The sequence below is a fragment of the Rhodococcus sp. HM1 genome (genome assembly GCF_023218075.1).
Classification (GTDB): domain Bacteria; phylum Actinomycetota; class Actinomycetes; order Mycobacteriales; family Mycobacteriaceae; genus Rhodococcus.
In genome coordinates this window covers 78,183-101,275 of the sequence record NZ_JALPTB010000018.1, presented here as the reverse complement: position 1 = coordinate 101,275, position 23,093 = coordinate 78,183, and the positions used below count along the sequence as shown (strand labels likewise).

The 23,093-nt window shown below is 70.5% G+C and carries 22 protein-coding genes; 14 read left to right on the top strand and 8 right to left on the bottom strand.

Translation table 11 applies throughout. The features are described 5' to 3' along the window. The 3 genes from M1M07_RS12275 to nhaA all read left to right on the top strand — a co-directional run. Positions 1–1,278: S1C family serine protease (locus M1M07_RS12275; protein ID WP_248674324.1), on the top strand; the 1,278-nt coding region annotated here is incomplete at its 5' end. An 83-nt stretch (positions 1,279–1,361) separates the two neighbouring features. After that, positions 1,362–1,733 (top strand): Sec-independent protein translocase protein TatB, encoded by a 372-nt coding sequence (gene tatB, locus M1M07_RS12270; protein ID WP_197250207.1) that lies wholly within the window; start codon positions 1,362–1,364, stop codon positions 1,731–1,733. Between the two features lie 25 nt (positions 1,734–1,758). Beyond that, a complete protein-coding gene (gene nhaA / locus M1M07_RS12265) occupies positions 1,759–3,642 on the top strand; it encodes a Na+/H+ antiporter NhaA (RefSeq protein WP_248674323.1) in 1,884 nt (627 codons plus the stop codon). A 27-nt stretch (positions 3,643–3,669) separates the two neighbouring features. Here nhaA and M1M07_RS12260 read toward each other — a convergent pair whose 3' ends face one another. The 5 genes from M1M07_RS12260 to M1M07_RS12240 form a co-directional block, all read right to left on the bottom strand. Further along, positions 3,670–4,803 carry an Mrp/NBP35 family ATP-binding protein gene (locus tag M1M07_RS12260; RefSeq protein WP_248674322.1) on the bottom strand — a complete coding sequence of 378 codons (1,134 nt, stop codon included), beginning with the start codon at positions 4,801–4,803 and terminating at the stop codon, positions 3,670–3,672. Between the two features lie 25 nt (positions 4,804–4,828). Next, a complete protein-coding gene (locus M1M07_RS12255) occupies positions 4,829–5,704 on the bottom strand; it encodes a lytic murein transglycosylase (protein WP_248674321.1) in 876 nt (291 codons plus the stop codon). A 161-nt stretch (positions 5,705–5,865) separates the two neighbouring features. After that, a complete protein-coding gene (locus M1M07_RS12250) occupies positions 5,866–6,840 on the bottom strand; it encodes a hypothetical protein (RefSeq protein WP_248674320.1) in 975 nt (324 codons plus the stop codon). Positions 6,841–6,995: 155 nt separating this feature from the next. After that, complete coding sequence (locus tag M1M07_RS12245) at positions 6,996–7,523, bottom strand: DUF1003 domain-containing protein (RefSeq protein ID WP_197250212.1); 528 nt, start codon at positions 7,521–7,523, stop codon at positions 6,996–6,998. Then, complete coding sequence (locus M1M07_RS12240) at positions 7,516–8,790, bottom strand: CBS domain-containing protein (protein WP_197250213.1); 1,275 nt, start codon at positions 8,788–8,790, stop codon at positions 7,516–7,518. The genes M1M07_RS12245 and M1M07_RS12240 overlap by 8 nt, the downstream gene beginning before the upstream one ends. A 205-nt stretch (positions 8,791–8,995) precedes the next feature. Between M1M07_RS12240 and M1M07_RS12235 the strand changes: the two genes are divergently transcribed. The 5 genes from M1M07_RS12235 (at position 8,996) to M1M07_RS12215 (ending at position 12,886) form a co-directional block, all read left to right on the top strand. Further along, positions 8,996–9,952: a CoA ester lyase gene (locus tag M1M07_RS12235; protein ID WP_197250214.1), complete on the top strand. Its 957-nt coding sequence runs from the start codon at positions 8,996–8,998 to the stop codon at positions 9,950–9,952. 114 nt (positions 9,953–10,066) lie between these two features. Beyond that, on the top strand, positions 10,067–10,555 hold the full coding sequence (locus tag M1M07_RS12230) for a general stress protein (protein WP_197250215.1): 489 nt from the start codon (positions 10,067–10,069) through the stop codon (positions 10,553–10,555). Between the two features lie 123 nt (positions 10,556–10,678). Next, positions 10,679–11,494, top strand: coding sequence for an NmrA family NAD(P)-binding protein (locus tag M1M07_RS12225; RefSeq protein WP_248674319.1), 816 nt, complete (start codon positions 10,679–10,681; stop codon positions 11,492–11,494). Between the two features lie 4 nt (positions 11,495–11,498). Then, a complete protein-coding gene (locus M1M07_RS12220; RefSeq protein ID WP_248674318.1) occupies positions 11,499–12,359 on the top strand; it encodes a hypothetical protein in 861 nt (286 codons plus the stop codon). 161 nt (positions 12,360–12,520) lie between these two features. Then, a complete protein-coding gene (locus tag M1M07_RS12215; protein WP_197257419.1) occupies positions 12,521–12,886 on the top strand; it encodes a DoxX family protein in 366 nt (121 codons plus the stop codon). A 30-nt stretch (positions 12,887–12,916) separates the two neighbouring features. Here the strand turns inward: M1M07_RS12215 and M1M07_RS12210 are convergent, their stop codons facing one another. Beyond that, positions 12,917–14,440, bottom strand: a complete 1,524-nt coding sequence (locus M1M07_RS12210) for an MFS transporter (RefSeq protein WP_197257417.1) — start codon at positions 14,438–14,440, stop codon at positions 12,917–12,919. Positions 14,441–14,519: 79 nt separating this feature from the next. Here M1M07_RS12210 and M1M07_RS12205 point away from each other — a divergent pair, with 79 nt between their 5' ends. The 3 genes from M1M07_RS12205 to M1M07_RS12195 all read left to right on the top strand — a co-directional run bounded on the left by M1M07_RS12205 (position 14,520) and on the right by M1M07_RS12195 (position 17,184). Next, positions 14,520–15,632, top strand: a complete 1,113-nt coding sequence (locus M1M07_RS12205; RefSeq protein WP_248674317.1) for a winged helix DNA-binding domain-containing protein — start codon at positions 14,520–14,522, stop codon at positions 15,630–15,632. A 44-nt stretch (positions 15,633–15,676) separates the two neighbouring features. Further along, positions 15,677–16,273 carry a suppressor of fused domain protein gene (locus M1M07_RS12200; RefSeq protein ID WP_197257415.1) on the top strand — a complete coding sequence of 199 codons (597 nt, stop codon included), beginning with the start codon at positions 15,677–15,679 and terminating at the stop codon, positions 16,271–16,273. Between the two features lie 83 nt (positions 16,274–16,356). Further along, a complete protein-coding gene (locus tag M1M07_RS12195) occupies positions 16,357–17,184 on the top strand; it encodes an SDR family oxidoreductase (RefSeq protein ID WP_197257413.1) in 828 nt (275 codons plus the stop codon). 31 nt (positions 17,185–17,215) lie between these two features. On the opposite strand, the gene M1M07_RS12190 is transcribed toward M1M07_RS12195, so the two are convergent. Next, positions 17,216–19,021: a hypothetical protein gene (locus M1M07_RS12190; RefSeq protein ID WP_248674316.1), complete on the bottom strand. Its 1,806-nt coding sequence runs from the start codon at positions 19,019–19,021 to the stop codon at positions 17,216–17,218. Further along, positions 19,012–20,067, bottom strand: coding sequence for a magnesium and cobalt transport protein CorA (locus tag M1M07_RS12185; protein ID WP_248674315.1), 1,056 nt, complete (start codon positions 20,065–20,067; stop codon positions 19,012–19,014). The genes M1M07_RS12190 and M1M07_RS12185 overlap by 10 nt, the downstream gene beginning before the upstream one ends. A 109-nt stretch (positions 20,068–20,176) precedes the next feature. On the opposite strand from M1M07_RS12185, the gene M1M07_RS12180 reads away from it, so the two are divergent. The 3 genes from M1M07_RS12180 to M1M07_RS12170 all read left to right on the top strand — a co-directional run bounded on the left by M1M07_RS12180 (position 20,177) and on the right by M1M07_RS12170 (position 23,085). Beyond that, complete coding sequence (locus M1M07_RS12180) at positions 20,177–21,031, top strand: PHP domain-containing protein (protein WP_197257407.1); 855 nt, start codon at positions 20,177–20,179, stop codon at positions 21,029–21,031. Continuing rightward, the gene (locus tag M1M07_RS12175; RefSeq protein ID WP_197257405.1) at positions 21,028–21,477 is read left to right on the top strand and encodes a hypothetical protein; all 450 of its coding nucleotides are present in this window, start codon (positions 21,028–21,030) and stop codon (positions 21,475–21,477) included. Before M1M07_RS12180 ends, M1M07_RS12175 begins: the two co-directional genes overlap by 4 nt. Positions 21,478–21,891: 414 nt before the next feature. After that, positions 21,892–23,085, top strand: a complete 1,194-nt coding sequence (locus M1M07_RS12170) for an NADP-dependent malic enzyme (RefSeq protein ID WP_248674314.1) — start codon at positions 21,892–21,894, stop codon at positions 23,083–23,085. Positions 23,086–23,093: the final 8 nt, after the last annotated feature.

Sequence of the window (23,093 nt, the reverse complement as noted above, 5' to 3'; positions counted from 1 at the left end):
GTCCTCGCCGAGGCGTTCGGCCGGCCCGACGACGCCCCCGAAACCCTGCAGCGACCGCCCGCCGCAGCCGGCGCCGATGCCGGAAACGAGGCCCCCGAACCCGATCCCTGGCGCGATCCGTCGACCCCGGTACGGCTCGGACCCGCCGCGCAGCAGGCGGGTGAGCAGGTTCTGCCGCCCGGACGGAAACTGACCCTGCGGGAGGTGCTGTTCGACCGTCGCGTCGAACCGCGCGCTCTCGCGACCCTCGCGGCGGTCGCCGTCGCGATCGGCATGGTGGGCGGCTTGATCGTCGCGCTGGTGACCGCCGACAACGGATCCCTGACCAGCCGCGGTGTCTCGCTCTCGCAGATCGCCGGCGACGACGAACTGCCCACCGGGCAGGTCGCGCGGGTCGCCGACGCGGTGCTCCCGGCGGTCGTGTCGATCCAGGTGACGCTCGGCGACGAGGCCGGCACCGGTTCCGGGGTCGTGATCGACGGCGCCGGGTACATCGTCACCAACAACCACGTCGTGTCGATGGCGGCGAGCAGCCCCGACGCGAAGATCCAGGTGACCTTCAACGACGGCACCAAGGTGCCCGCCTCGATCGTCGGCCGCGACATCCACACCGACCTCGCGGTGCTCGCGGTCGAGGACGTCGACAACCTGACGGTCGCCGAACTGGGACGGTCCGCCGACGTGCAGGTCGGTGAGGACGTCATCGCGGTCGGCTCGCCGCTCGGCCTGAGCAAGACCGTCACGCGCGGCATCGTCAGCGCCCTGCATCGGCCGATGCGCCTGGGCGGGCAGGGCACCGACACCGACGCCGTGATCGACGCCGTGCAGACCGATGCGTCCATCAACCCCGGCAACTCCGGTGGTCCGCTCGTCGACGCGGAAGGTCGCGTGATCGGCATCAACTCGGCGATCAAGACGGAGACCGGCGGTTCGGTCGGGCTCGGCTTCGCGATTCCCATCGACACGGTCACGCAGGTGGCCCAGGAACTGATCCGCAGCGGGGAGATGCACCACCCGGAGATCGGGGTGAACGCCCGCACGGTCGTCAACGACGCCGCAAGTGGGGCGGAGGTCGCGAACGTGCAGGCCGACAGCCCGGCCCAGCGTGCCGGGATCGTCGAGGGCGACGTGATCGTCAAGGTCGGCGACCGCACGGTGACCAGCGCGGACGAGCTGGTCGTGGCGGTTCACGAGCAGCGGATCGGGGAACCGGTGACCGTCCAGCTCGTGCGCAGCGGCCGTCTCGTCGACGTGCAGGTGACCCCCGAATCGGACTGACCGGCCGGGAGCCTCTCGGGCACCGGTTGTGATCTGCGCACGTCAACCGCACGCCCCGGTATCCGACCACGTACTCTGGAACGGTGTTCGGCAACATCGGTTGGGGCGAGTTCATGGTGCTCCTCGTGGCGGCGCTCGTGGTCCTGGGACCCGAGCGGCTGCCCGGCGCGGTCTCCTGGGTGACGAAGTCGCTGCGTCAGGTGCGCGACTACGCGTCCGGCGCCCGCCAGCAGCTCAAGGACGAACTCGGACCGGAGTTCGAGGACCTGCGCAAGCCGCTGTCCGAGCTGAACGAACTGCGGGGCATGACCCCGAAGGCCGTCATCACCAAGCATCTGCTCGACGGCGACGATTCGATCCTCACCGGCAACTTCGACAAGCCGGCACCGAAACCGCCGGCGGCGAAACCGCTCGGAGCGGGGGAGCTGCCCCCGATCGACACCGACGCGACCTGAGCGCGCGGGATCTGATCGGATAGCCGTGGCAGCACAGGAGGTCCGAACCCCTGTGCGGCGCGGCCGTCTCGCGGCCCGGCTCGCCGGCATCCGCGAGATCACCGACGAGGATTCGGCGTCGGCGGCGTTTCTGCTCGCGGCGACCGTGGCGGCGCTGATCTGGGCGAACCTCGGCGACTCCTACGAGGCGTTCTGGCATCTGCCGCTGACCGTGCAGATCGGCGACTACGGCATCGGCATGGACCTGCAGCACTGGGTCAACGACGCGCTGATGACGTTGTTCTTCTTCGTCGTGGGGCTCGAGGTCAAGCGTGAGCTGACCATCGGCGAGCTCACCGATCGGACCCGGGCCGCGGTCCCGGTCGTCGCGGCGGTCGCCGGGCTGGCGGTGCCGGTCGTGCTGTTCCTGCTGCTCAACCCGAGCGGTGAGGCGGCCGGAGCGTGGGGTGTCGTGATCTCCACGGACACGGCGTTCGTCATGGGCGCGCTCGCGCTGGTCGGCCCGCGGTGCCCGGCCCGGCTGCGGATCTTCCTGCTCACCCTCGCGGTCGCCGACGACATCGGGGCGCTCGGCGTGATCGCGTTGTTCTACACCGACGATCTGCGGGTCGGGCCTCTCGTGTTCGGCGCGATCGGGCTGCTGGGGATCGCGTTGCTGCGTCGCCTCGCGGTCTGGCGCGGCGTCGTGTACTTCCTGGTGGCGGCGGCCACCTGGGTGGCGTTCTACGAGTCCGGTGTCCACCCGACTCTGTCCGGGGTGTTGATCGCGCTGATACTTCCGGTGTATCCACCCCGGCGCAGCGAGGTCGAGAGGGCCGGGGAACTCGCCCGTGCGTTCCGGCAGTCACCGAACTCGGACTATGCGCGGGCGGCACAGCTGGGTGTGCTCCGCGCGGTGTCCGTCAACGAGCGCCTGCTGCGGCTCTACGGCCCCTACACGTCGTTTCTCGTCGTACCCGTGTTCGCGTTGGCGAACGCCGGGGTGGTGCTGAGCGCGGAGGCGGTCGGTGCCGCGGTGCGGTCGTCGCTCGCGTGGGGCATCCTGCTCGGCCTGGTGGTCGGCAAGTTCGTCGGCATCACCGGCGCGGTCGCGCTGTTCACCCGCATGCGTCCGGGGGCGCTGCCGCCGGGGCTGACGCTGTCGCAGATCGCCGGGGGCGGCGCGCTCGCCGGGATCGGGTTCACCATCTCCCTGTTCATCGTGGATCTGGCGATCCCGTCGCCGACCCTCGCGAACGACGCGCGGGTCGCGGTGCTCGCCGCCGCCGTCGTCTCCACCGTGGTGGGGTGGGTGCTGTTCCGCATCGACGACCGGCGGCGCGGCCCGGTCCCGGTGACGAGCCGGTTCCTGCCGCGCCCGGTCGAGGTGGGGCGGGACCACATCCGCGGCCCGGTCGACGCGCCGCTGACGCTCGTGGAGTACGGCGACTTCGAATGCCCCTTCTGCAGCCGGGCCACCGGCAGCATCCGGGACGTGCACGCGCATTTCGGGGACGCGGTGCGGTACGTGTTCCGGCACCTTCCGCGCGACGAGGCGCACCCGAACGCGCGGTTCGCCGCCGAGGCCAGCGAGGCCGCGGCGGAGCAGGACCTGTTCTGGGAGATGCACGATCAGCTGTTCGCGCACGCCGACCGCCTCGGCGAGGACGACATCTACGGCTACGCGGCCGAGTTGGGTGTGGACCTGGAGCGTTTCGAGGAGACGTTGCGGACCGGTGCCACGCGGTTGCGGGTCGTCGACGATGCCGTCGACGCCGAGGTCGGCGAGATCACCCAGACCCCCACGTTCTATCTGGGCGTGTCCGGGGAGGATCTGCTCCGGCACACCGGACCGTTCGACGCGGCGACCCTGATCCGGCGGCTCGAGGACGCGCGGCGACGGGGCGAATCGGGTGTCGGCGCCGGCTGAGCCCCGGTATGGGGCCGGCCGTGACGCTCAGAGGTGACGGGTGGTGTCGATACCCAGCGACATGCCGGCCAGGCCGCGGCGCCGCACCGCGAGCTTCTCGGCGATCTCGCGCAGCGCCGTTCCGGCGGCGGAATCCGGGGCACTGAGCACGATCGGGGTTCCGGCGTCGCCGGCCTCCCGGATCGCCGGGTCGAGCGGAATCTGCCCCAGCAGGGGGACCTGCGCGCCGACCGCGCGGGTGAGCCGTTCGGAGACGGCCTGGCCGCCGCCGGTGCCGAAGACGTCCATGCGGGTGCCGTCGGGCAGTTCGAGCCACGACATGTTCTCCACGACACCGGCGATGCGCTGACGGGTCTGCAGCGCGATCGACCCGGCCCGCTCGGCGACCTCCGCAGCGGCCTGCTGCGGGGTGGTGACGACGAGGATCTCGGCGCCCGGGATCAACTGGGCCACGGAGATCGCGACGTCACCGGTGCCGGGCGGCAGGTCGAGCAGCAGCACGTCCAGGTCGCCCCAGAACACGTCGGCGAGGAACTGCTGCAGCGCGCGGTGCAGCATCGGCCCGCGCCACACGACCGGAGTGTTGCCCTGCGTGAACTGGGCGATGGAGATCATCTTCACGTCGTGCGCGATCGGCGGCATGATCATGCGCTCGACCTGCGTGGGCTTGGCGTCGGTGCCGAGCATGCGCGGGATCGAGTGACCGTAGATGTCGGCGTCGAGGACGCCCACGGACAGACCGCGCGCGGCCATCGCGGCCGCGAGGTTGACCGTGACCGACGACTTGCCGACCCCGCCCTTGCCGGACGCGACCGCGTAGACGCGGGTCAGCGATCCGGGCTGGGCGAACGGGATGACCGGTTCGGTGGAGTCCCCGCGCAGCGACTTGCGCAGTTCGGTGCGCTGTTCGTCGTTCATCACGTCGAGGGTCACGTTGACGGCACCGACCCCGGCGACGTCGGCGACGGCCTTGGTGACGCGTTCGGTGATCTCGGTGCGCAGCGGGCACCCGGCGGTGGTGAGGTAGACGGCGACGGCGACGTTTCCGTCGGCGTCGATGTCGATGCTCTTGACCATCCCGAGTTCGGTGATGGGTTTGCGGATCTCCGGATCCTGCACCCGGGAGAGGGCACTGCGGATTTCGGATTCACTCACTGCCATGGCGCCCATCGTAGGCGGGTACGGATCAGTGGATGCGCGGCAGGTCGACGGGACTGGGCTCGATGCCGGTCGAATAGGCCGCGGACCAGGCCAGGACGTTCGCGACGTAGGCCATCGAATTGTTGTAGCGGTGGATGGCCTTGGTGGCCTGTGCGACGTTGCGCATGTCGAGGCCACCGTCGCACAGGTACTTGGCGGTCGTCAGGGTGGAGTCGAACAGGTTCTGCGGATCGGCGACGCCGTCGCCGTTGCCGTCGCCCGCGTACTGGTTCCAGGTGGTGGGGATGAACTGCATCGGGCCGACCGCGCGGTCGTAGACGGTGTCGCCGTCGAGGGCGCCGCCGTCGGTGTCGTAGATGGTGGCCTGGCCGGGCAGGCTGCCGTTGAGGGGAAGCCCGATGACGGGATCGAAGAGCTTGCCGTCGTCGGAGGCGCGTCCGCCGTTGGCGTGGCCCGATTCGACACGGCCGATGCCCGCGAGCAGCGTCCAGTACATGCCGCAGCCGGGGTTCTCGGCAGCGAGGATGCGTTCGGCGTTCTGGTAGGCGGCGAAGTTCACCGCGGGGATCCCGAGCGGCCCCTGCTGCCGGACGACGGGTGCGGCCGGTTCCGGTTCGGGTGCCGGCGCGGCCTTCGGGGCGGATGCGGCGGCGGGTTCCGGCGCGACCATCAGGTCGGCGACCGGCGCGACGGACCGGACGACCTCGGCGGGAGTCGTGTCGGCGGCAGCGGTTTCGGCCTCGGCGGAGCCGGCGGTCTGGTGGATACCGAGGAAGCTCTTCGAGGTCGCGCCCGCGGTGGCGGCGGCCGCGGTGACCAGGCCCACCGGTACGAGTCCTGTTACTGCGATGACGGAATTTCGTCGCAACTTGGAGGTCGTAACTTTGTTGTGCCGGCCCACTCGCTACCTTCCCTCGGGCACCTTTTCGAGATGCCTCCGTTATCTGGCCGACCGACGATAACACGGGCTGAGATTGTTCCGTTATTCAAACGTGATGTAACAGGGTGCGCTGCGCGCCCGTGTGCCTTTATGGCGGCTTGGGCCGCCACAAAGACACACCGCTACTGCTGGCAGAGCGCGGGAACCAGGCAGGGGATTTCCGGCAGGGCCGGGGGAGCGGGAGCCGGAGCCTCCGGAGCAGGCGCGGCTTCGGCCGGGGCGGGCTCGGCGGCCGGCTCCTCCACGACGACCGGCTGGGATGCGACCGGCTGTGGTGCCACCGGCTCGGGGGCCGCGACATCCGCGGCGTCGGGAACCGGCCGGACGGTGGTCGTGGGCATCGGCGGCGGGGTGATCACGCCCGGCGACGTGGCCGCACCCTTCTCGTACGCAGCCGACCACGCCTCGACGTTCACCCGGTATTCCGGGCGGGGGTCGAACAGTGCGATCGCCCGGGCGCGGCCCTCCGGCTCCCGCAGGTTCGCCTCGTTCGCGCACATCCAGTGGCCCGCCGCGAGGGACTGGTCGAACACGTTCTGCGGATCGGTGCGTCCGTCGGCGTTGCCGTCCACCGCGTACTGCTCCCACACCGCCGCCGGCAGCTGCATCGGGCCGAGTTCACCGTTCGGCGACACCTTCGGGGTGCTCAGTGTGCCGAGCACATCGGTACGGCCCCCCTCGGCGTGCCCGGATTCGAGCCGCCCGACCGCCGCGAGCAGATTCCACGGCAGCCCGCACCCGGGCGTGTCGATCTGCAACTGCATCTCCGCAGCGCGATACGCGTAGTAGACGAGTTCGGGCACCGCGAGGGGACCCTCCGCCGCGAGCACGGGGGACGGCTCGCCGGGTGGGACCGTGACATCCGGCGGGAACTGCGCCAGCGGGTCGGTGGGAATGCCCGCGGGGGCGGCCGCCGGGCCGCGTGGCGGGGTACCCGGCGCGGGAGTGCCCGGGACGATCCCCACGGCCCCGGCCGTGGTCGTCACGGCTTCCTCGGCCGCGGCAGCCGGTTCGGTCAACGGTGCTGCCGACGACGAGGCGGCCGCATATCCCGCCGCGAGAATCACCGGCACCGCGATCAGACCCTGCCACCGCACACGACCACCCCTCACATGTCCTGCACAGCACTTCCTGCACAGCCACGAACTCGGACCCCCACGCCGCCCGACCCGGCATGTCTGTGACGGAGATTACAGAACAGTCGAGCCGAGTGCTCGCTCGGGATGACGTCAGCGCCGCGCACCGGGTGGCGTCAGCGCCGCGCGCTGCGTGCCTTCGCCTGGCTCCCGGACCGGGCGGACTCGTCCTCGGTGTCGACGAGCAGGGCACGCAGGTCGTCCAGTTCGCGGCGCAGATAGTCGCGGGTCGCGACCTCGCCGACCGCGAGCCGCAGGGCGGCGAGTTCCCGTGCGAGGAACTCGGTATCCGCCTTCGTCTGCTCGGCCCGCGCGCGGTCCTCCTCCAGCGAGACCCGGTCGCGGTTCTCCTGACGGTTCTGTGCCAGCAGGATCAACGGTGCCGCGTACGCCGCCTGGGTCGAGAACGCCAGGTTGAGCAGGATGAACGGGTACGGATCCCACTTCAGGTCCACCGCGAGGATGTTCAGGGAGATCCACACCACGACGATGATCGTCTGGATCAGCAGATAGCGGCCGGTCCCGAGGAAGCGCGCGATCGACTCGCTGACCCGGCCGACGGCCTCCGCGTCGAAGTTGAGCCGGAACCGGGACGACCGCGGCGTGTCGAGACGCTGGCTGGCCAGAGTGGTGCGGTCACTCATCGTCGGTCTCCTCTTCACGCCAGTCCTCGGGCAGCAGGTGATCGAGCACGTCGTCGACCGTCACCGCGCCGAGCAGATGCTGTTCGTCGTCGACCACCGGACCGCACACCAGGTTGTAGGTCGCGAAGTACCGGGTGACGGCCGTCAGGGAATCGCCGGGATCGAGCCGGGGCAGGTCGTTGTCGACGATGCCGCCGACCAGGCTCGCGGGCGGTTCGCGCAGCAACTGCTGCAGGTGCACGCAGCCGAGGTAGCGGCCCGTGGGGGTCGCGGTGGGGGGCCGAACGACGAACAGCATCGACGCCAGCGCCGGTGTCAGGTCCGGGTTGCGTGCCCGCGCCAGCGCCTCCGCAACCGTCGTGGCCGGGGTGAGCACGACCGGCTCCGGGGTCATCAGACCACCGGCGGTGTCGGGCGAGTGCTCGAGCAGGCGGCGCACCGGCTCCGAATCCTCGGGGTCCATCAACTGCAGCAGCGATTCGGCTTCGGTTTCGGGGAGCTCACCGAGCAGGTCGGCCGCGTCGTCCGGGTCCATCGCCTCGAGCACGTCGGCGGCGCGATCGACACCGAGGCTGGTGAGCAGCTCGGTCTGGTCGTCGGCGGGCAACTCCTGCACGACGTCGGCGAGGCGTTCGTCGTCCAGCGCGACCGCGACCTCGTTGCGCCTCTTCTCGGGCAGTTCCCGCAGCGCCAGCGCGACGTCCGCCGGGCGCATGTCCTCGAACTGCAGCAGCAGTTGCGAGACGCCCTGGCCGGGCATGGCCAGCGTTGCCGCGGTGAGCCCGGAGATGTGCTGCCACCGCACGACGTGGATCGCCGAGCGCCGGGCGAGCCGGCCCCGGTGCTGCCGTACCGCGACGCGCGTGACGAGCCAGTCGCGGGTGCGGGTCAGCTCGATGCCGAGATCCACGACGACCGCGTCGACCCCGGCGAGCTCGGGCAGTTCCGGGTCGTCGACCCGGACCTTCGAATCGAGCACCTGGGCGAGGGCGAGGATCTCGGTCGGGCGCTGTTTGAATCGGCGCAGACTGACGTTTCCGGTCGTGAGGGTCACCGCGCCCGGCTCGATCGCGGTGACGCGCAGCATCGGCACGAAGATCCGCCTCCGGGTGGGCAGCTCGACGACGAGGCCGATGACACGCGGCTGCTGGCGTCCCATCCGGATGGTGAGCACGACGTCGCGGACGCGACCGATCGATTCGCCGTCGGGTCCGAGAACGACCAGGCCCGCAAGCCTGGCCGCGAACACCTTGCTCACTGCTGCCAAGTGGTCACTCCCCACGAATTCGGTGCCGGACCAGCCAAGCATAAGAGCGGCCCCCGCCGGTCACGCCGCACCGCCCGGACCCGCGCCCCCGCCGTGAAATCCACGCCACAGACGGGTGGTCGTTCAGGGTTCGGTCACTGCTGACATGATGGCCGGGTCAGGGCGTGGGGGCGCCGAAACTGCAAACGGGAGGTCCGTCCAGCTCATGTCGTTCTCGTACAAGCCGCGTCGATCCGTACTCGCCGTCCCCGGAAGCAGCCGGAAGATGATCGAGAAGGCGAAGGGCCTGCCCGCCGACGAGATCTTCCTGGACCTCGAGGACGCGGTGTCGCCGCTGGCGAAGGAAGAGGCCCGCACGAACATCGTCGACGCGCTCAACGAGGGCGGCTGGGGCGAGCAGCTCAAGGTCGTGCGCGTCAACGACTGGACCACCGACGCCACCTACCTCGACGTCACGTCCGTCGTCGGCGGCGCGGGCGCGCACCTCGACGCGATCCTGCTGCCCAAGGTGCCCGACGCGAGCCACGTCAAGGCCCTGGATCTGCTGCTCACGCAGGTGGAGAAGGCGCACGGCCTCGAGGTCGGCGCGATCGGTATCGAACCGCAGATCGAGAACGCCATCGGCCTGACCAACATCAACGAGATCGCGACGGCCAGCCCGCGCGTCCAGACGCTCGTGTTCGGTCCCGCCGACTTCATGGCCAGCATCAACATGCGCACCCTCGTCGTCGGCGAACAGCCCGACGGGTACGACCGCGGGGACGCCTACCACCACATCCTGATGACGATCCTCATGGCCGCCCGCGCCCACGGGCTGCAGGCCATCGACGGTCCCTACCTGCAGATTCGCGACGTCGAGGCGTTCCGCCGGTCGGCGCAGCGCACCGCCGCCCTCGGTTTCGACGGCAAGTGGGTGCTGCACCCGAGCCAGATCGACGCGGCCAACGAGGTCTTCAGCCCCCGGCAGGAGGACTACGACAAGGCCGAGATGATCCTCGACGCCTACGAGTGGCACACCTCGGCCGCCGGCGGCGCGCGCGGCGCGGCGATGCTCGGGGACGAGATGATCGACGAGGCCAGCCGGAAGATGGCTCTGGTGATCTCCGCGAAGGGCCGCGCGGCGGGCATGACGCGCACCACGGTGTTCGACCCGCCGCAGTAGCCACGCGGGAGTCGTCAACCGGGCAGAATGGACACGTGCGCACAGCCGGAGCTGTGCGCCGCCCCCGACTGCGAAGCGACGTGCGGGTCGCCCCGCGAAAAGGAGTTCATGCCCATGACGAACCCTCTCGGACAGCCCGGCCGACCCGCCCCGGGTCTGCCGACCCCGCCGAGTGGTTGGCCGGTCGGGTCGTACGCGACCTACGCCGAGGCCCAGCACGCCGTCGACTACCTGTCCGATCAGAACTTCTCGGTTCAGGACGTCACGATCGTCGGTGTCGACCTCATGCAGGTCGAGCGTGTCACCGGCCGGTTGACGTGGCCGAAGGTGATCGGCGGGGGAATCGTGTCGGGTGCCTGGCTCGGCCTGTTCTTCGGTCTCCTGCTGGGAATCTTCTCGACCGATTTCCTCGGTCCGCTGCTCGTCGGCCTGGTCGGTGGCATCGTGTTCGGTCTGATTTCGGCGACCATCCCGTATGCCGCGACACGCGGCCAGCGGGACTTCTCGTCGACGATGCAGCTGGTCGCCGGCCGCTACGACGTGCTGTGCGAACCGAAGAGCGCCGAACGGGCCCGCGACCTGCTCGCCAAGCTGGCCATTTAGGGCATGTCTCCCAATCCCCATTTCGGCGCACCAGTCGCCCAATCGCCAGGTGCATCCGAGAGGGATCAGGAGACACGCCCTGGACCGGCTCCCTGCGCGGCGGGATCGACGTAGTCTCGCCCCATGACGATCCTCGTGACCGGAGCCACGGGCAATGTGGGGCGGTTGGTCGTCGACGAGCTCGTGCGCGCCGGGACCGAACGGTCCGTTCTCCCGATCCGGGCGCTGACGGTGAACCCGGTTCGTGCCGCGCTGCCCGATGGGGTCGAGGTCGCGAAGGGATTCGTGGGCCGGCCGGAGTCGCTGGACGGTGTGTTCGACGGCGTCGACGTCCTCTACCTGGCGCCGGTGCCGGCCGTGGCCGGTGCGGTCGCGCAGCTGGCCCGGGACGCCGGTGTGCGCAGGATCGTGACGCTGACCGGCGGGGAAGGCTCGGATTGGCACGGCATCGAGGCCGACGTCGAACGATCCGGACTGGCCTGCACGCATCTCGAGCCGGGGGAGTTCATGTCGAACGCCCTGATCTGGGCGGAACAGATCCGCACCACCGGCGAGGTGCGCGGTGCGTACCCGACGGCGGCGACCGCCCCGATCGCCCTCGAGGACATCGCGGCGGTCGCTGCCCGGGCACTGCTCGACGACGCCCATGCGGGCCGCACCTACGAGCTGACCGGCCCCGAGTCGCTCAGCCACCCCGACATCGTCCGCGAGATCGGCCGGGCGCTCGGCCGTGAGGTGCCGTTCCGCGAGGTGAGCCGCGAAGAGGCGGAGACGTTGCTGAAACGGTCGATGGGGGAGTACGCGGGCTGGTATCTCGACGGCAGAGCATCCATGATCGGTCGTCCGCAGCAGGTCACGCGGACCGTCGAGGACGTTCTCGGCCGACCGGCCACGACCTTCGCCCAGTGGGCGCACGCCCACGTCGACGAGTTCCGGTGACGCGGTGGCGGACGCAGACGTGGATCCCGAGGAGATCGCCGACGAGTTGTACGGCCTCGACCCGAACGACTTCGTCGCGGCCAGGGACGAATACGTCGCGCAGGCCCGCAAGGCAGGCGATCGGGACACGGCAGCGGCGATCGGCAGGCTGCGCAAACCGACGGTCGCGGCGTGGCTGGTGAATCTGCTCGCCCGCGACCGCGCCGACGAACTCGCCGCGCTGCTCGACCTCGGCGAGGCCCTGCGCAAGGCCCAACGCCGCTTGTCCGGCAGCGATCTGCGCAAGCTGTCGAACCAGCGTCGGCACGCGGTCGGGGCGCTCGAACGGGAGGCGGGCCGTCTCGCCGTCGCGCGCGGACGCCGGGTGAGCGAGGCGGCGCTGCGTGAGGTCGGGCAGACCCTCAACGCCGCTCTCGCCGACCCGGACATCGAGGAACGGGTGCGTGCCGGGCGGCTCGAAACCTCGCTCGAATACAGCGGATTCGGAGACACCGGTGCGGCTCCGCTGCACGTCGTCCGCGATCGGGCGAAGGACACCGCGACCGAGGAGTCCGAGGACGAACAGGCGCGCGCCGCCGAGAAGGAGAAGGAGAAGGCCCGCGCGGCCGAACTGAAACGCGCGATCGCCGACGCGGAAGCCGCCCAGGCGGCCGTCGTCGAGGCCCGCGCCGCGGCCGAACGAGCCGAGCAGGAACTTACTCGCCACGAGACGCGGGTGCGGGAGCTGCGCGAACAACTCCAGCACGCCGAAGAGCAGCGCGAGTTCGCGCGCAGTGCCGCCAAAGCCGCGGCGCAGGACGCGAAGGAGGCCGAGCGCGCGGCCTCGGCGGCGAATGCAGCGGTCAGCCGTCTGCGGGGTGAGTGACCGAAGCTCCGACGATCGACGCGGTGAATGCGAATCCGCCCACGCTGCAGCGGGGGCGGATTCCGAAACGCGTCGTGGATGGGGACGAGCCCGATGCGGGAGTCACGATCCGGGCGTCCGAATCGTCGAACAGACGACAGGACTATCGGACGGAGAAGCTCATGGACACCGCATACATCGCAATCACCGTCCTGGCCGCCGTCGCGATGGCGAGTGCCGCCACGCTGAGCCTGGTTCGGCACCGGCTCGTCGTGGCCGCAGCCGACGTCGTGGAGCTGCCCCGCTCGTGGGTGCCGCGACTGGGGGCGCTCCTGGGGGCGGGTGCGGTCGGGCTGATCGTGGGATTCGCGGTCCCCGTGCTCGGCGTGGTCACGGCGGTCGCTCTCGTGCTGTACTTCCTCGCCGCCGTCGGCGCCCACATACGGGTGCGCGACCACGATCCGGGGCGGCTCGCGAACGTCCTGACGTTCCTCGTCCTCGCGGTCGCTGCCCTCGTGTCGAGCGTGCTGTATCACGTCCCGTGGTGATCGGGACCGGACCTACACGGGGAATTCCCGTTACGGGTGCTCCGGCGTACCTGCGAGATCGGTTCTGCCGGTAGTAGGGACCCGGCCGCCGGCGAGCCCGTCGACCACGGCCCATTCCGCGGCCAGCGCCGTCGCCTCGACCTCGTCCTCCTCGACGTCGGTGAGTGGCCGCGAGGGTGCCCGCACCGTGACGAACACCAGGACCGCGGCGGCGGTCGCGGCGACCGCGGCGAGCCCGAACGCGGCGACGAAGGCGGACTGCTTCGCGAATCCGCCCGCGCCGACGAGCGTCGCGAGCAGCGTGGTGACCAGCGCGCTGCTCAGGGAACTGCCGATGGTCCGGGCGATCGAGTTGATGCTGTTGGCGACGCCGGTCTCGTCGGGCCGGACCTCGGCGACGAGCAGCGCCGGCAGCGCCGCGTAGGCGAGGCTGACGAAGACCGAGACGAGGATGCCCGAGACGATGATGTGCCAGCTCAGGTCGTGCAGCACGGCGATGAGCACGAACCCGGCCGTGCCGATCACGCAGGACACCCCGAGGACCCGTTTGGCGGTGAATCGATGCACGAGACGGCCCGCCAGTGCCGCGGCGATCACCCCGACCAGCGCGCCCGGCAGCATGTACACGGCGGTGGCCTCGAGCACCGTCGCACCGAATCCGTAGCCCGCCGCCGGCGGGGTCTGGACGAAGTACGATGTCGCGAGGAAGTTCACGAACATCGCGACTCCCACGAGCAGTCCCGTCAGATGCAATACGAGCACGGGCCGGTGGGTGAGCATGCGCGGCGGGACGAGCGGTTCGTCGACGTGCCGTTCGAACGCGAACCAGCCGGCGAGCACGGTCAGGCCGCCGGCCGCACACAGCAACGTCGCCGGTGAACCCCAGCCCCACGTGCCGCCCTCCGACAGCGCCAGCAGCGCGAGGGCCAGCCCGAGCGACAGCAGTACCGCCCCGGCCCAGTCGATCCGGCCGTGCGCCGCAGCGACACGTTTCGGGACGACGACGAACGCCATCACCAGCCCGGCGAGGTTGAACAGCACCAACAGCCAGAACACCCGCCGGTAGTCGGTGTCGCCCGACACGGTCGTGCCGGTGAGAACCATGCCGATCGCCCCGCCGACGCCCATCGTTCCGGACAGCAGCCCCATCGCGCCGACGAGCCGATCCGGGGCGATCTCCTCGCGGAGCACCGCGATGCCCACGGGGAACAACGCGTACGAGGCCCCCTGCAGCACCCGGCCGACGACGAGCAGCGCGAACGAATCGGTGAGCGCGCACAGCAGCGACCCGGCCAGCACCACCCACAGGATTCCCATGAGGATCGCGCGTTTGCCGCGAAGGTCGGCGAGCCGTCCGAGGACGGGGGTCGCGACCGCTGCGGCCAGGAGGTTCGCGGTGAGCAGCCAGCCGGAGGCGGTGGTGCTCACGCCGAGTTGCGCGCGGATGGTGCCGACGATGGGCACCACGACGGTCTGCATCACGGCGACGGTGGTGACGATGAGACACAGTGCGGGTAGCAACAGTCTGGTACGCAACGTGTCCGATCTCGCCATCAGCCGACCGTAGCAGTGACGAACCACGACAGCGTGCGAGCAACCGGCACGCGGGACACAGGGGTGCGAAGGTGGGTCGGTGACGCCCCGCACCCTCACGAACCGTGAGCTCGGCCGCGCGACCCTCGCGCGCCAGCACCTGCTGCGCCGCAGCGACCTCGGTCCACTGCCGATGATCGAGCACCTGCTGGGTCTTCAGGCGCAGGCATCCCTCCCGCCCTATCTCGCGTTGTGGAGCCGGATCGGGCGATTCGCACCCGAGTCCCTCTCCGGCCTCATCGCCGCCCGCACGGTCGTGCGGATCGTCCTCATGCGCGGCACGATCTTCGCGGTCTCGGCGGCAGACGCGGCCGCGCTGCGTCCGTGGGTGCAGCCGCTGCTCGACCGCGACCTGGACACCAACACCGCCTACGCCGCCGCGCTGGCCGGGGTGGATCGGGACGCGCTCGCCGCCGCCGGACGCGAACTGGTCCGCGACGTGCCGCGTAGTCAGCAGGAACTGCAACCGCTGCTCGCCGAACGGTTCCCGGGCCGCGACCCGAAAGCCCTCGCGCACGGGGTACGCGGACTCGTGCCGATGGTGCAGGTGCCGCCGCGCGGTCTGTGGGGCAGGTCCGGGCAGCCGCGGCTGGCCGTGCTCGACGAGTGGACCGGTCACCCGCCGGTCGCACCGGACCCGGAGTCGCTGCTGCTGCGCTACCTCGGGGCGTTCGGGCCCGCGAGCGTGCGGGACGCGCAGGCGTGGTGCGGGCTCACCCGGCTCGGCGAGGTCTTCGAGCGGCTGCGGCCGCGGCTCGAGGTCTTCCGCGACGAGCGCGGCGTCGAACTGTTCGACCTGCCCGACGCACCGCGCCCCGATCCCGCGACCCCCGCCCCGGCGCGCATCCTCGCGCCCTACGACAACGTGCTGCTCTCGCATGCCGACCGGTCGCGGCTGATCTCGGACGAGAACCGGCGCCGCATCATGACGCAGAACGGCATCGTCAAGCCGGCCGTACTCGTCGGCGGGACCGTCGCGGGTATCGCCGACCTGAGGATCACGAAACAGGCTGCGGCACTGGATATCACACCGTGGCGCAGGCTCACGGCCGCGAACCGGTCCGCGCTCGAAGCGGAAGGGCTGCGGCTGCTGGACTTCGCGGCCCCGGCGACCGCCGACCACCGGGTGCGATTCGTCGACGACGACCGCTGACCCGCCACCCGGGACGAATGCCGCGCGCGGCGTACATTGCAGGGGTGACCGACGCTGTACTCCCTGCAGTCCGTGCCCACCTCACCGAGCATGTCGCCGGTGCGTCCGGTGCCGACCCGGAATCGGCATCGGTGACGTTCCTGGGTCTCGAACCCATCGAGGTGCTGCGGTTCCGGTCGACGGACTCCGGGGTCACCCGGTTCGTCACGCTCGGCTGTTCGCGGCATCCCATGGGCGATCCCACGGCGATGGTCGCCGATCCCACCCGGGGCCCCCGCGCCGAGCTGGTCCTGAGCCTGCGGAATGCGGAGGGCATCACCGCCGGTGTTCACCGCACCCTCGCGATCCTCGCGGCGCTGCCCGCCGTCGAAGGTGTCGTCCTGACCGACGACGCACTGCTCGATCTCGGTGAACCACTGTGGGAGAACGCGCCGTTCACCGCGGTGCTGCTCGGACCCAGCGACATTCCCGACCTGGAGCTGCCCGAACCCGCCGATCCGGTCCGGTTCTTCGACGCCGTACCGCTCACCGGCACCGAGGCCGCGTGGAAGCGGTTGCGCGGCGCCGGTGCGCTGCGCGACGCGTGGACCGAAGCCGGCATCGACGTGCGCGACCCGAACCGAGGCCAGCCACGGATGTGACGCGATCCACTCCTGCTGCGTGATGTGATCCGGGTCGCTCCTGCTCTACAGTCGCGTCCATCCGATCACCACGGGAGGCACGGATGGACAAGGACGTCGTCGTCGTCATCGGCGTAGGCGGCATGGGACTGGCGATCGCCCGCCGCCTCGGCAGCGGCCGGAAGGTGCTGCTCGCCGATTTCGACGAGACCACGCTCGCGGCAGCGACTGCGACACTGCGCGGCGAGGGCCACGACGTCACCGAACGGACAGTCGATGTCTCCGAACGCGATTCGGTCGTCGCCCTCGCGGACGCCGCCGCCGGACTCGGGCGCGTCACCCACATCGCGCACACCGCGGGGCTCTCGCCCGTGCAGGCGCCCACCGAGGCCATCCTGCGCGTCGACCTGCTCGGTGTCGCCCTGGTCCTCGACGAGTTCGCGCGCGTCGTCGCGTCCGGCGGTGCGGGCGTCGTCATCGCCAGCATGGCGGGGCACATGTCCGGCGGGCTGCCCGCCGACCAGGAGAAGGCGCTCGCGACCACCCCGACCGGCGAACTGCTCGACCTGCCGTTCCTCGCACCGGAAACGCTGGGGCATCCCGCGATGGCCTACGTGGTCGCCAAGCGCGCGAACGCTCTGCGCGTGCAGGCGGCGGCCGCCGCGTGGGGCGCGCGGGGTGCCCGCATCAACTCGATCAGCCCCGGCGTCATCTCCACCCCGATGGGCCAGGAGGAACTCGCCGGCGAGTCCGGCGCGAACATGCGCGCGATGGTCGAGATGTCCGCGACCGGTCGCCTCGGCACGCCCGACGACATCGCCGCCGCGGTCGCGTTCCTCCTCGATCCGCAGGCCGGTTTCGTCACCGGCACCGATCTGCTCGTCGACGGCGGTGCCGTCGCCGCGGTGCGTGCCGCCGGGTGGGCCGGCTGACGCCGGGCGCGGCCGGACCGACCGAATCCGGTTATTTCGGCGTGATCACCCCGACCGGACCGCCGCCGAAACACACGGTCGGTCCGGTCGCGGGAGAGCGCACCTGCAGGCCGTTCCCACCGCCCGGCACCCGGACGTAGACGGTGCCCGGACCGGACCCGACCGGAACCTGCGTGGGGTCGGCGCCCGGGAACCCGACCTCGATCCGCCCGGGCTGCGACGCGAAATAGTTCAGCTGCACGGTCCAGTCCAGTTCCATCATCGGGCCGTCCAGCGGCAGCGCGACGGTCGTGCCGGGCGAGAGCAGGTACCCGCAGTCCGGCTCGGGTCCCGGCGGCACCCACCGCACGGCGAACAGGGCTCCTTCGACGAGCGCGCCGGAGTCGTCCAGCACGGCCGGATCCTCGGCGCTGTCGGCGATCTCGGCGCGACCGGGCAGCGCGGAGAACACCGATCCGATGAGATTGTGCGGATGCGTGACCGGCAGCAGCACCCACACCGACACCGGGTGGTCCAGGATCGGCACGTCCGGGTGGGCGGTGAGCGCGACCCGGGCGGTGGCGAGATAGTCGCCGGTCGGATTGTCCACCCAGCTCCGCGTGAACGTCACCGTCGACCACAGCGAACCGGCCGTGAACGCGACCGCACAGATCGCCGCGACGACAGGGGAGATGCGGGCCGGTGCACCCCGTGCGGGAGCGCGCAGCGCCAGGGCGGCCGCGATCGCGCCGATCACCGCCGAGTCCGCGAAGTAGCGCAGGGTCTGCGCCAGTTCGTAGGTGGTCTCGGCACCGAACCGGGTGCTGATCATCGCCGCCAGGGAGGCGAGCACGTAGGCGGCGGCCGCGGCCCACACCCATCCCGTCCGCCGGCGTCGCCGCACGCTCCACACCAGCACCGCGATCACCGCCGCCCAGCTCACGACGACCAGCACGATCGGCGGCGTCGCCCACGGCGGGCTCGGGTTCCAGCGTTCCCACTGCCACGGTCCGCCGAGCAACGTCGGCACCAGCCCGTACGACAGCCCGTGATGCGTCAGCCCGGACACCATCGCGAGATCGGGTATCCCGAAACGGGATTCGACGAACGTGAGATAGCACGCGGCCCACCCGGTGAGCAGCGCCGCCGAGGCTATCCACAGCACCCGCCCGCGTCGCGCCGCGAGCCGCACCGGCCGGGCGCGCCCGTCGACCCGGTACGCGAGCGCGACGGTCGCGAACGCGACGAACGGCACCAGGATCGACTTCTCGAAGAACAGCAGGGCGATCGCGGTGACCACGGTCGCGGACACCGCGTAGCGGCGCCGGCCGGTGCGGGCCAGCAGCAGCGCGTCCCCCGCGACCCACGCCAGCGCCGCCTGCAACGGCAGCGCGTTGAGTCCCGCCGCCCACCACGCGAACGCCGGCAGCGTCAGCGGTGCGAACAGGTAGAACAGCAGCGGTCCCCACAGGACCCGGCGTGGGCCGAGCAACAGCCACAACACCCGCAGCACCGCGAGCGACGCCACCGCCTGCCCGACCACCAGCGACACCGCGGCGGGCCACCACTGCAGGGGCGCCACCGCGTCGGCGAGCGCGGCCGCGGCGAATGCGCCCGGCATGAGATGGCCGTCGTGGTCGTGCAGCAGCAGCTCCGCGGACCACAGCGGATAGGTTCCCGCGCGGCCGATCAGGATCAGGTCGTCCCAGTAGAGTTCGCCGACCGCGGCGACGGCCGCGCGGATCGCCACCTGCACCACGACGAGCGCGAACCCGACCCCGAGGACCAGGCGCACACGATCCCGCCGGTCCGCGGGCACCGTGGAGGAACGGTCGAGAAGTGCTGTTCTCACAGCCACTTGTTGCGCCGGAACGTCAGGAACAGGGCGACGGTGCTCACCACGATCACCCCGACGACCAGGTAGTAGCCGTATTCCCAGTGCAGTTCGGGCATCCGGTCGAAGTTCATGCCGTAGATGCCGGCGATCATCGTCGGGACGGCCGCGATCGCGACCCACGCCGAGATGCGCCGCATGTCGGTGTTCTGTTGCACGGTGACCTTCGCGATCGCGGCGTCGAGCAGGGTGCTGAGCGTTTCGTCGAACGTCGCGATGCGTTCGGCGACGGTGGTGTGGTGGTCGGCGACGTCCCGGAAGTAGCGGCGCACGTCCTTCGGGATCGGGTGGCCCTGTCCTCGGGTGAGCTGCTGCAGCGGCGTGGCGAGCGGGACCACCGCGCGGCGCAGTTCCACGATCTCGCGCTTGAGCAGATAGATCTGTTCGACGGCGATGCGGGTGCTGGGCGTGAACACGAGTTCCTCGAGGTCGTCGACGTCCGGCTCGACCAGGGTGGTCACCGCCAGATAGCTGTCCACCACGTAGTCGGCGACGGCGTGCAGCACCGACGCGGGCCCGAGCGCGAGCCGGCCGGGTGACTGCTCCAGCCGGTGCCGGACGTCGGACAGCCCGGAATGGTCGCCGTGCCGCACGCTCACCACGAAGTCGGGGCCGGTGAAGATCATGATCTCGCCGGTCTCGACGATCTCGTTGGTGGTCGTCACCGATTCGTGCTCGACGTAGTTGACGGTGCGCAGCACCAGGAACAGCACGTCGTCGTACCGCTCGAGCTTGGGCCGCTGGTGCGCGTGCACCGCGTCCTCGACCATCAGCTCGTGCAGGCCGAACGTCCGGGCGACGCTCGTCATCTGGTGTTCGTCGGGTTCGTGCAGTCCCAGCCAGACGAAGCCCTCGCCGCGGCTGCGCACCTCGGCGAGCGCGTCCGAGTGCGTGTACCGGCCGGGCAGGCGCCTGCCGTCGATGTAGACCGCGCAGTCGACGACGGCCTCTTCGGCGGGGACGGGGACGGCTCGGGAGTCGGCGTCGCGGCGGGACGGCAGGTTCGGCATCGGTTCCCTTCCGCGCGGCAGCTCGGCCCGGCCATGCTAACCCGCCCGCGGACGCCGCCCGGGGCGTTGCCTCGAGCTGTGTGCGGCCGGCGCCTGACAAACTGGAGGGGTGCGCATCGATCTGCATTCCCATTCGACGGCCTCCGACGGAACGGACACGCCGGCGGACCTGGTCCGTGCCGCCGCGACGGCGGGGCTGGACGTCGTTGCGCTTACCGATCACGACACGACCGCGGGCTGGGACGAGGCGGTCGCGGCGCTGCCGTCCCGGATGACGCTGGTGCGCGGGATGGAGATGTCGTGCACCGGCCGCGGTGAGGACGGGCATCCGGTCGCGGTGCATCTGCTCGCGTACCTGTTCGATCCAGCCGACCCGGTGTTCGCAGCGGAACGGGAACGACTCCGTACCGAGCGGGTCGGGCGGATCCGTGCGATGGCGTACCGGATGGCCGAGGACGGCCTGCTGCCGGATCCGGAGAGCGTCGTCGAGGCGGCGGGGCCCGTGGCGGGACGCCCCCACCTCGCGCGGGCGCTGGTCGAGGCCGGGGTGGTTCCGACGGTCGGTGCGGCCTTCACCGATCTGCTGTCGCCGCGGGGCCGCTACTACGTGCCCAAGGACGACACCGCCCTCGAGGATGCGGTGCGCATGGTGACGGCGGCCGGGGGAGTGACGGTGCTCGCGCACGCCCGCGCGCGGGCGCGCGGCAGGTTGCTGGCGCTCGACCACGTCGAGGAACTCGTCGACCACGGGCTCGGCGGGCTCGAGGCCGAGCATCCCGATCACGACGCCGCGGACGTGCGGCTGATGCGGGACATGGCGGCGAACCTCGGGCTGTTCGTCACCGGGTCGTCGGACTACCACGGCGCGAACAAGGACATCGGCATCGGCCGATTCACGACGCACCCGGCGGCGCTCGAGGAACTGATCGCACGGACCTCGGGTGTCGAGGTGGTCGTCGGATGAGTGCGTGGGGTCGGCGGGGCCGCGAGTCGTACGGGGACGACTACGACGATCGGTACTACGCCGCGGGCAATGACGACACCGAGTACTACGACAATGAGTACTACGACCATCAGTACTACGACGCGTCGGATTCGCCGACGGAGGTGTTCGATCGTGCCGGCCGGCGGGACAACGTCGCCGTGCGCGCGGTGCGGACGCTGTCCGGACTGGTGTGCGGCGCGGTCGTGATACTCGCCTTGGTCGTGGGCGGCGCCCAGTACCTCGCCGGGAATCGGGGAGTGCCGGGGCCGGGCGTCGAATCCGTGGCGGCTCACGTGGTGGCCGCGATCGTCGTGATCGCGGCTCAGATATCCGCGGATCGCCGTCGCGGGCTGTCCGCTCTACCCGGTTCCGCTGTGGTGTTTGTCACTGCGGCTTTCCTGATGTTCACGCAGTGGTGGGGATGACGCCCCGTATCTTCCCTGCTACCCGTGAGTAATTCGTCCGTTACGTGGACAAGACCCCCGGTTTCGTCGAAACTCACAGGTGGGACGCTCGAAAAGTGAGAGCTTCGCAATGTGTGGCGATTTGATTGTTCCGTTGTGAAGGTGGCAAACTTGCGTCCAATCCGGCGCCGGAGATACCCCCCGATGCCGGACGATGGCAGACCCCTGTACAAGGGCTCGTCGCCAGGGCTCACCAGCCACGGCGCCATCACGCTCCGGAAGTCGTACAGCGTAGTACAGCGGTAATCGTGATCGCGCCCGGATGCTTCACAGAATTTGTCCTTGGCGAAGCACCTGCGAACGAATGGTAAATCGTCGCAGCTACTTCGCAGTAACCGCGACCTGGGTGGTCACGGAACCAGCAGGAGTGTCATCGTGTCTATCGTGTCCGACGCACCAACGCCCAGCAAGGTCGAACTGACCAACGAAGAGATCTTCGACGCGCACATCGACGGCAAGCTGTCCGTCGAGCTCACGTCGCCGCTCGAGAACCAGCGCGACCTGTCGATCGCGTACACCCCGGGTGTCGCGCAGGTCAGCCGCGCGATCGCCGCCGACGAGACCCTCGCCGCCCGCTACACCTGGACCGACCGCCTGGTGGTCGTCGTCAGCGACGGCACCGCCGTGCTCGGTCTCGGAGACATCGGGCCGCGCGCCTCGCTGCCGGTGATGGAGGGCAAGTCCGCGCTGTTCAAGAAGTTCGCGGGCCTGAACTCGATCCCGCTCGTTCTCGACACCAAGGACCCCGACGAGATCGTCGAGACCCTGATCCGGCTGCGTCCGAGCTTCGGCGCCGTGAACCTCGAGGACATCTCGGCCCCGCGTTGCTTCGAGATCGAGAAGCGCGTCGTCGAGGCCCTCGACTGCCCGGTCATGCACGACGACCAGCACGGCACCGCCATCGTGGTGCTCGCCGCGCTCATGGGCGCCGTCAAGGTCCAGAACCGCAACATCGCGGACCTGCGCATCGTCGTCTCCGGCGCCGGTGCCGCCGGTGTCGCGTGCACCAACATCCTGCTCGCCGCCGGTGCCACCGACGTCGTCGTGCTCGACTCCAAGGGCATCGTCTCGCGTGAGCGCACCGAGCTCGGCCCGATCAAGGCCGACCTCGCCGAGCGCACCAACCCGGCCGGTCGCCACGGCGGGCTCATCGAGGCCCTCGACGGAGCCGACGTGTTCGTCGGTGTCTCCGCCGGCACCGTGCCCGAGGAGATCGTTGCGACCATGGCCGACGACGCGATCGTGTTCGCGCTGTCGAACCCGGACCCGGAGATCCACCCGGAGGTCGCGAGCAAGCACGTCGCAATCGTCGCGACCGGCCGCAGCGACTTCCCGAACCAGATCAACAACGTGCTGGCCTTCCCCGGTGTGTTCAAGGGCGCCCTCGACGCCGGTGCCCGCCGCATCACCGAGGGCATGAAGCTCGCTGCCGCCGAGGCCATCCTCTCGGTTGTCGGCGATGAGTTGGCGGTGGACAAGATCGTTCCGAGCCCGCTCGATCCGCGCGTCGCACCCGCCGTCGCCGAGGCCGTCGCGGCCGCGGCGAGGGCCGAGGGTGTCACCGACTAGCGGCATCG

Bases quoted from the DNA above. Each gene is read 5' to 3' on its own strand.
- M1M07_RS12195 (WP_197257413.1), top strand. From the start codon at position 16,357: ATGGACAAGGACGTCGTCGTCGTCATCGGCGTAGGCGGCATGGGACTG.
- M1M07_RS12235 (WP_197250214.1), top strand. From the start codon at position 8,996: ATGTCGTTCTCGTACAAGCCGCGTCGATCCGTACTCGCCGTCCCCGGA.
- M1M07_RS12260 (WP_248674322.1), bottom strand. From the start codon at position 4,803: ATGGCAGTGAGTGAATCCGAAATCCGCAGTGCCCTCTCCCGGGTGCAG.
- M1M07_RS12175 (WP_197257405.1), top strand. From the start codon at position 21,028: ATGAGTGCGTGGGGTCGGCGGGGCCGCGAGTCGTACGGGGACGACTAC.
- M1M07_RS12215 (WP_197257419.1), top strand. From the start codon at position 12,521: ATGGACACCGCATACATCGCAATCACCGTCCTGGCCGCCGTCGCGATG.
- M1M07_RS12210 (WP_197257417.1), bottom strand. From the start codon at position 14,440: ATGGCGAGATCGGACACGTTGCGTACCAGACTGTTGCTACCCGCACTG.
- M1M07_RS12230 (WP_197250215.1), top strand. From the start codon at position 10,067: ATGACGAACCCTCTCGGACAGCCCGGCCGACCCGCCCCGGGTCTGCCG.
- M1M07_RS12185 (WP_248674315.1), bottom strand. From the start codon at position 20,067: ATGCCGAACCTGCCGTCCCGCCGCGACGCCGACTCCCGAGCCGTCCCC.
- M1M07_RS12245 (WP_197250212.1), bottom strand. From the start codon at position 7,523: ATGAGTGACCGCACCACTCTGGCCAGCCAGCGTCTCGACACGCCGCGG.
- M1M07_RS12225 (WP_248674319.1), top strand. From the start codon at position 10,679: ATGACGATCCTCGTGACCGGAGCCACGGGCAATGTGGGGCGGTTGGTC.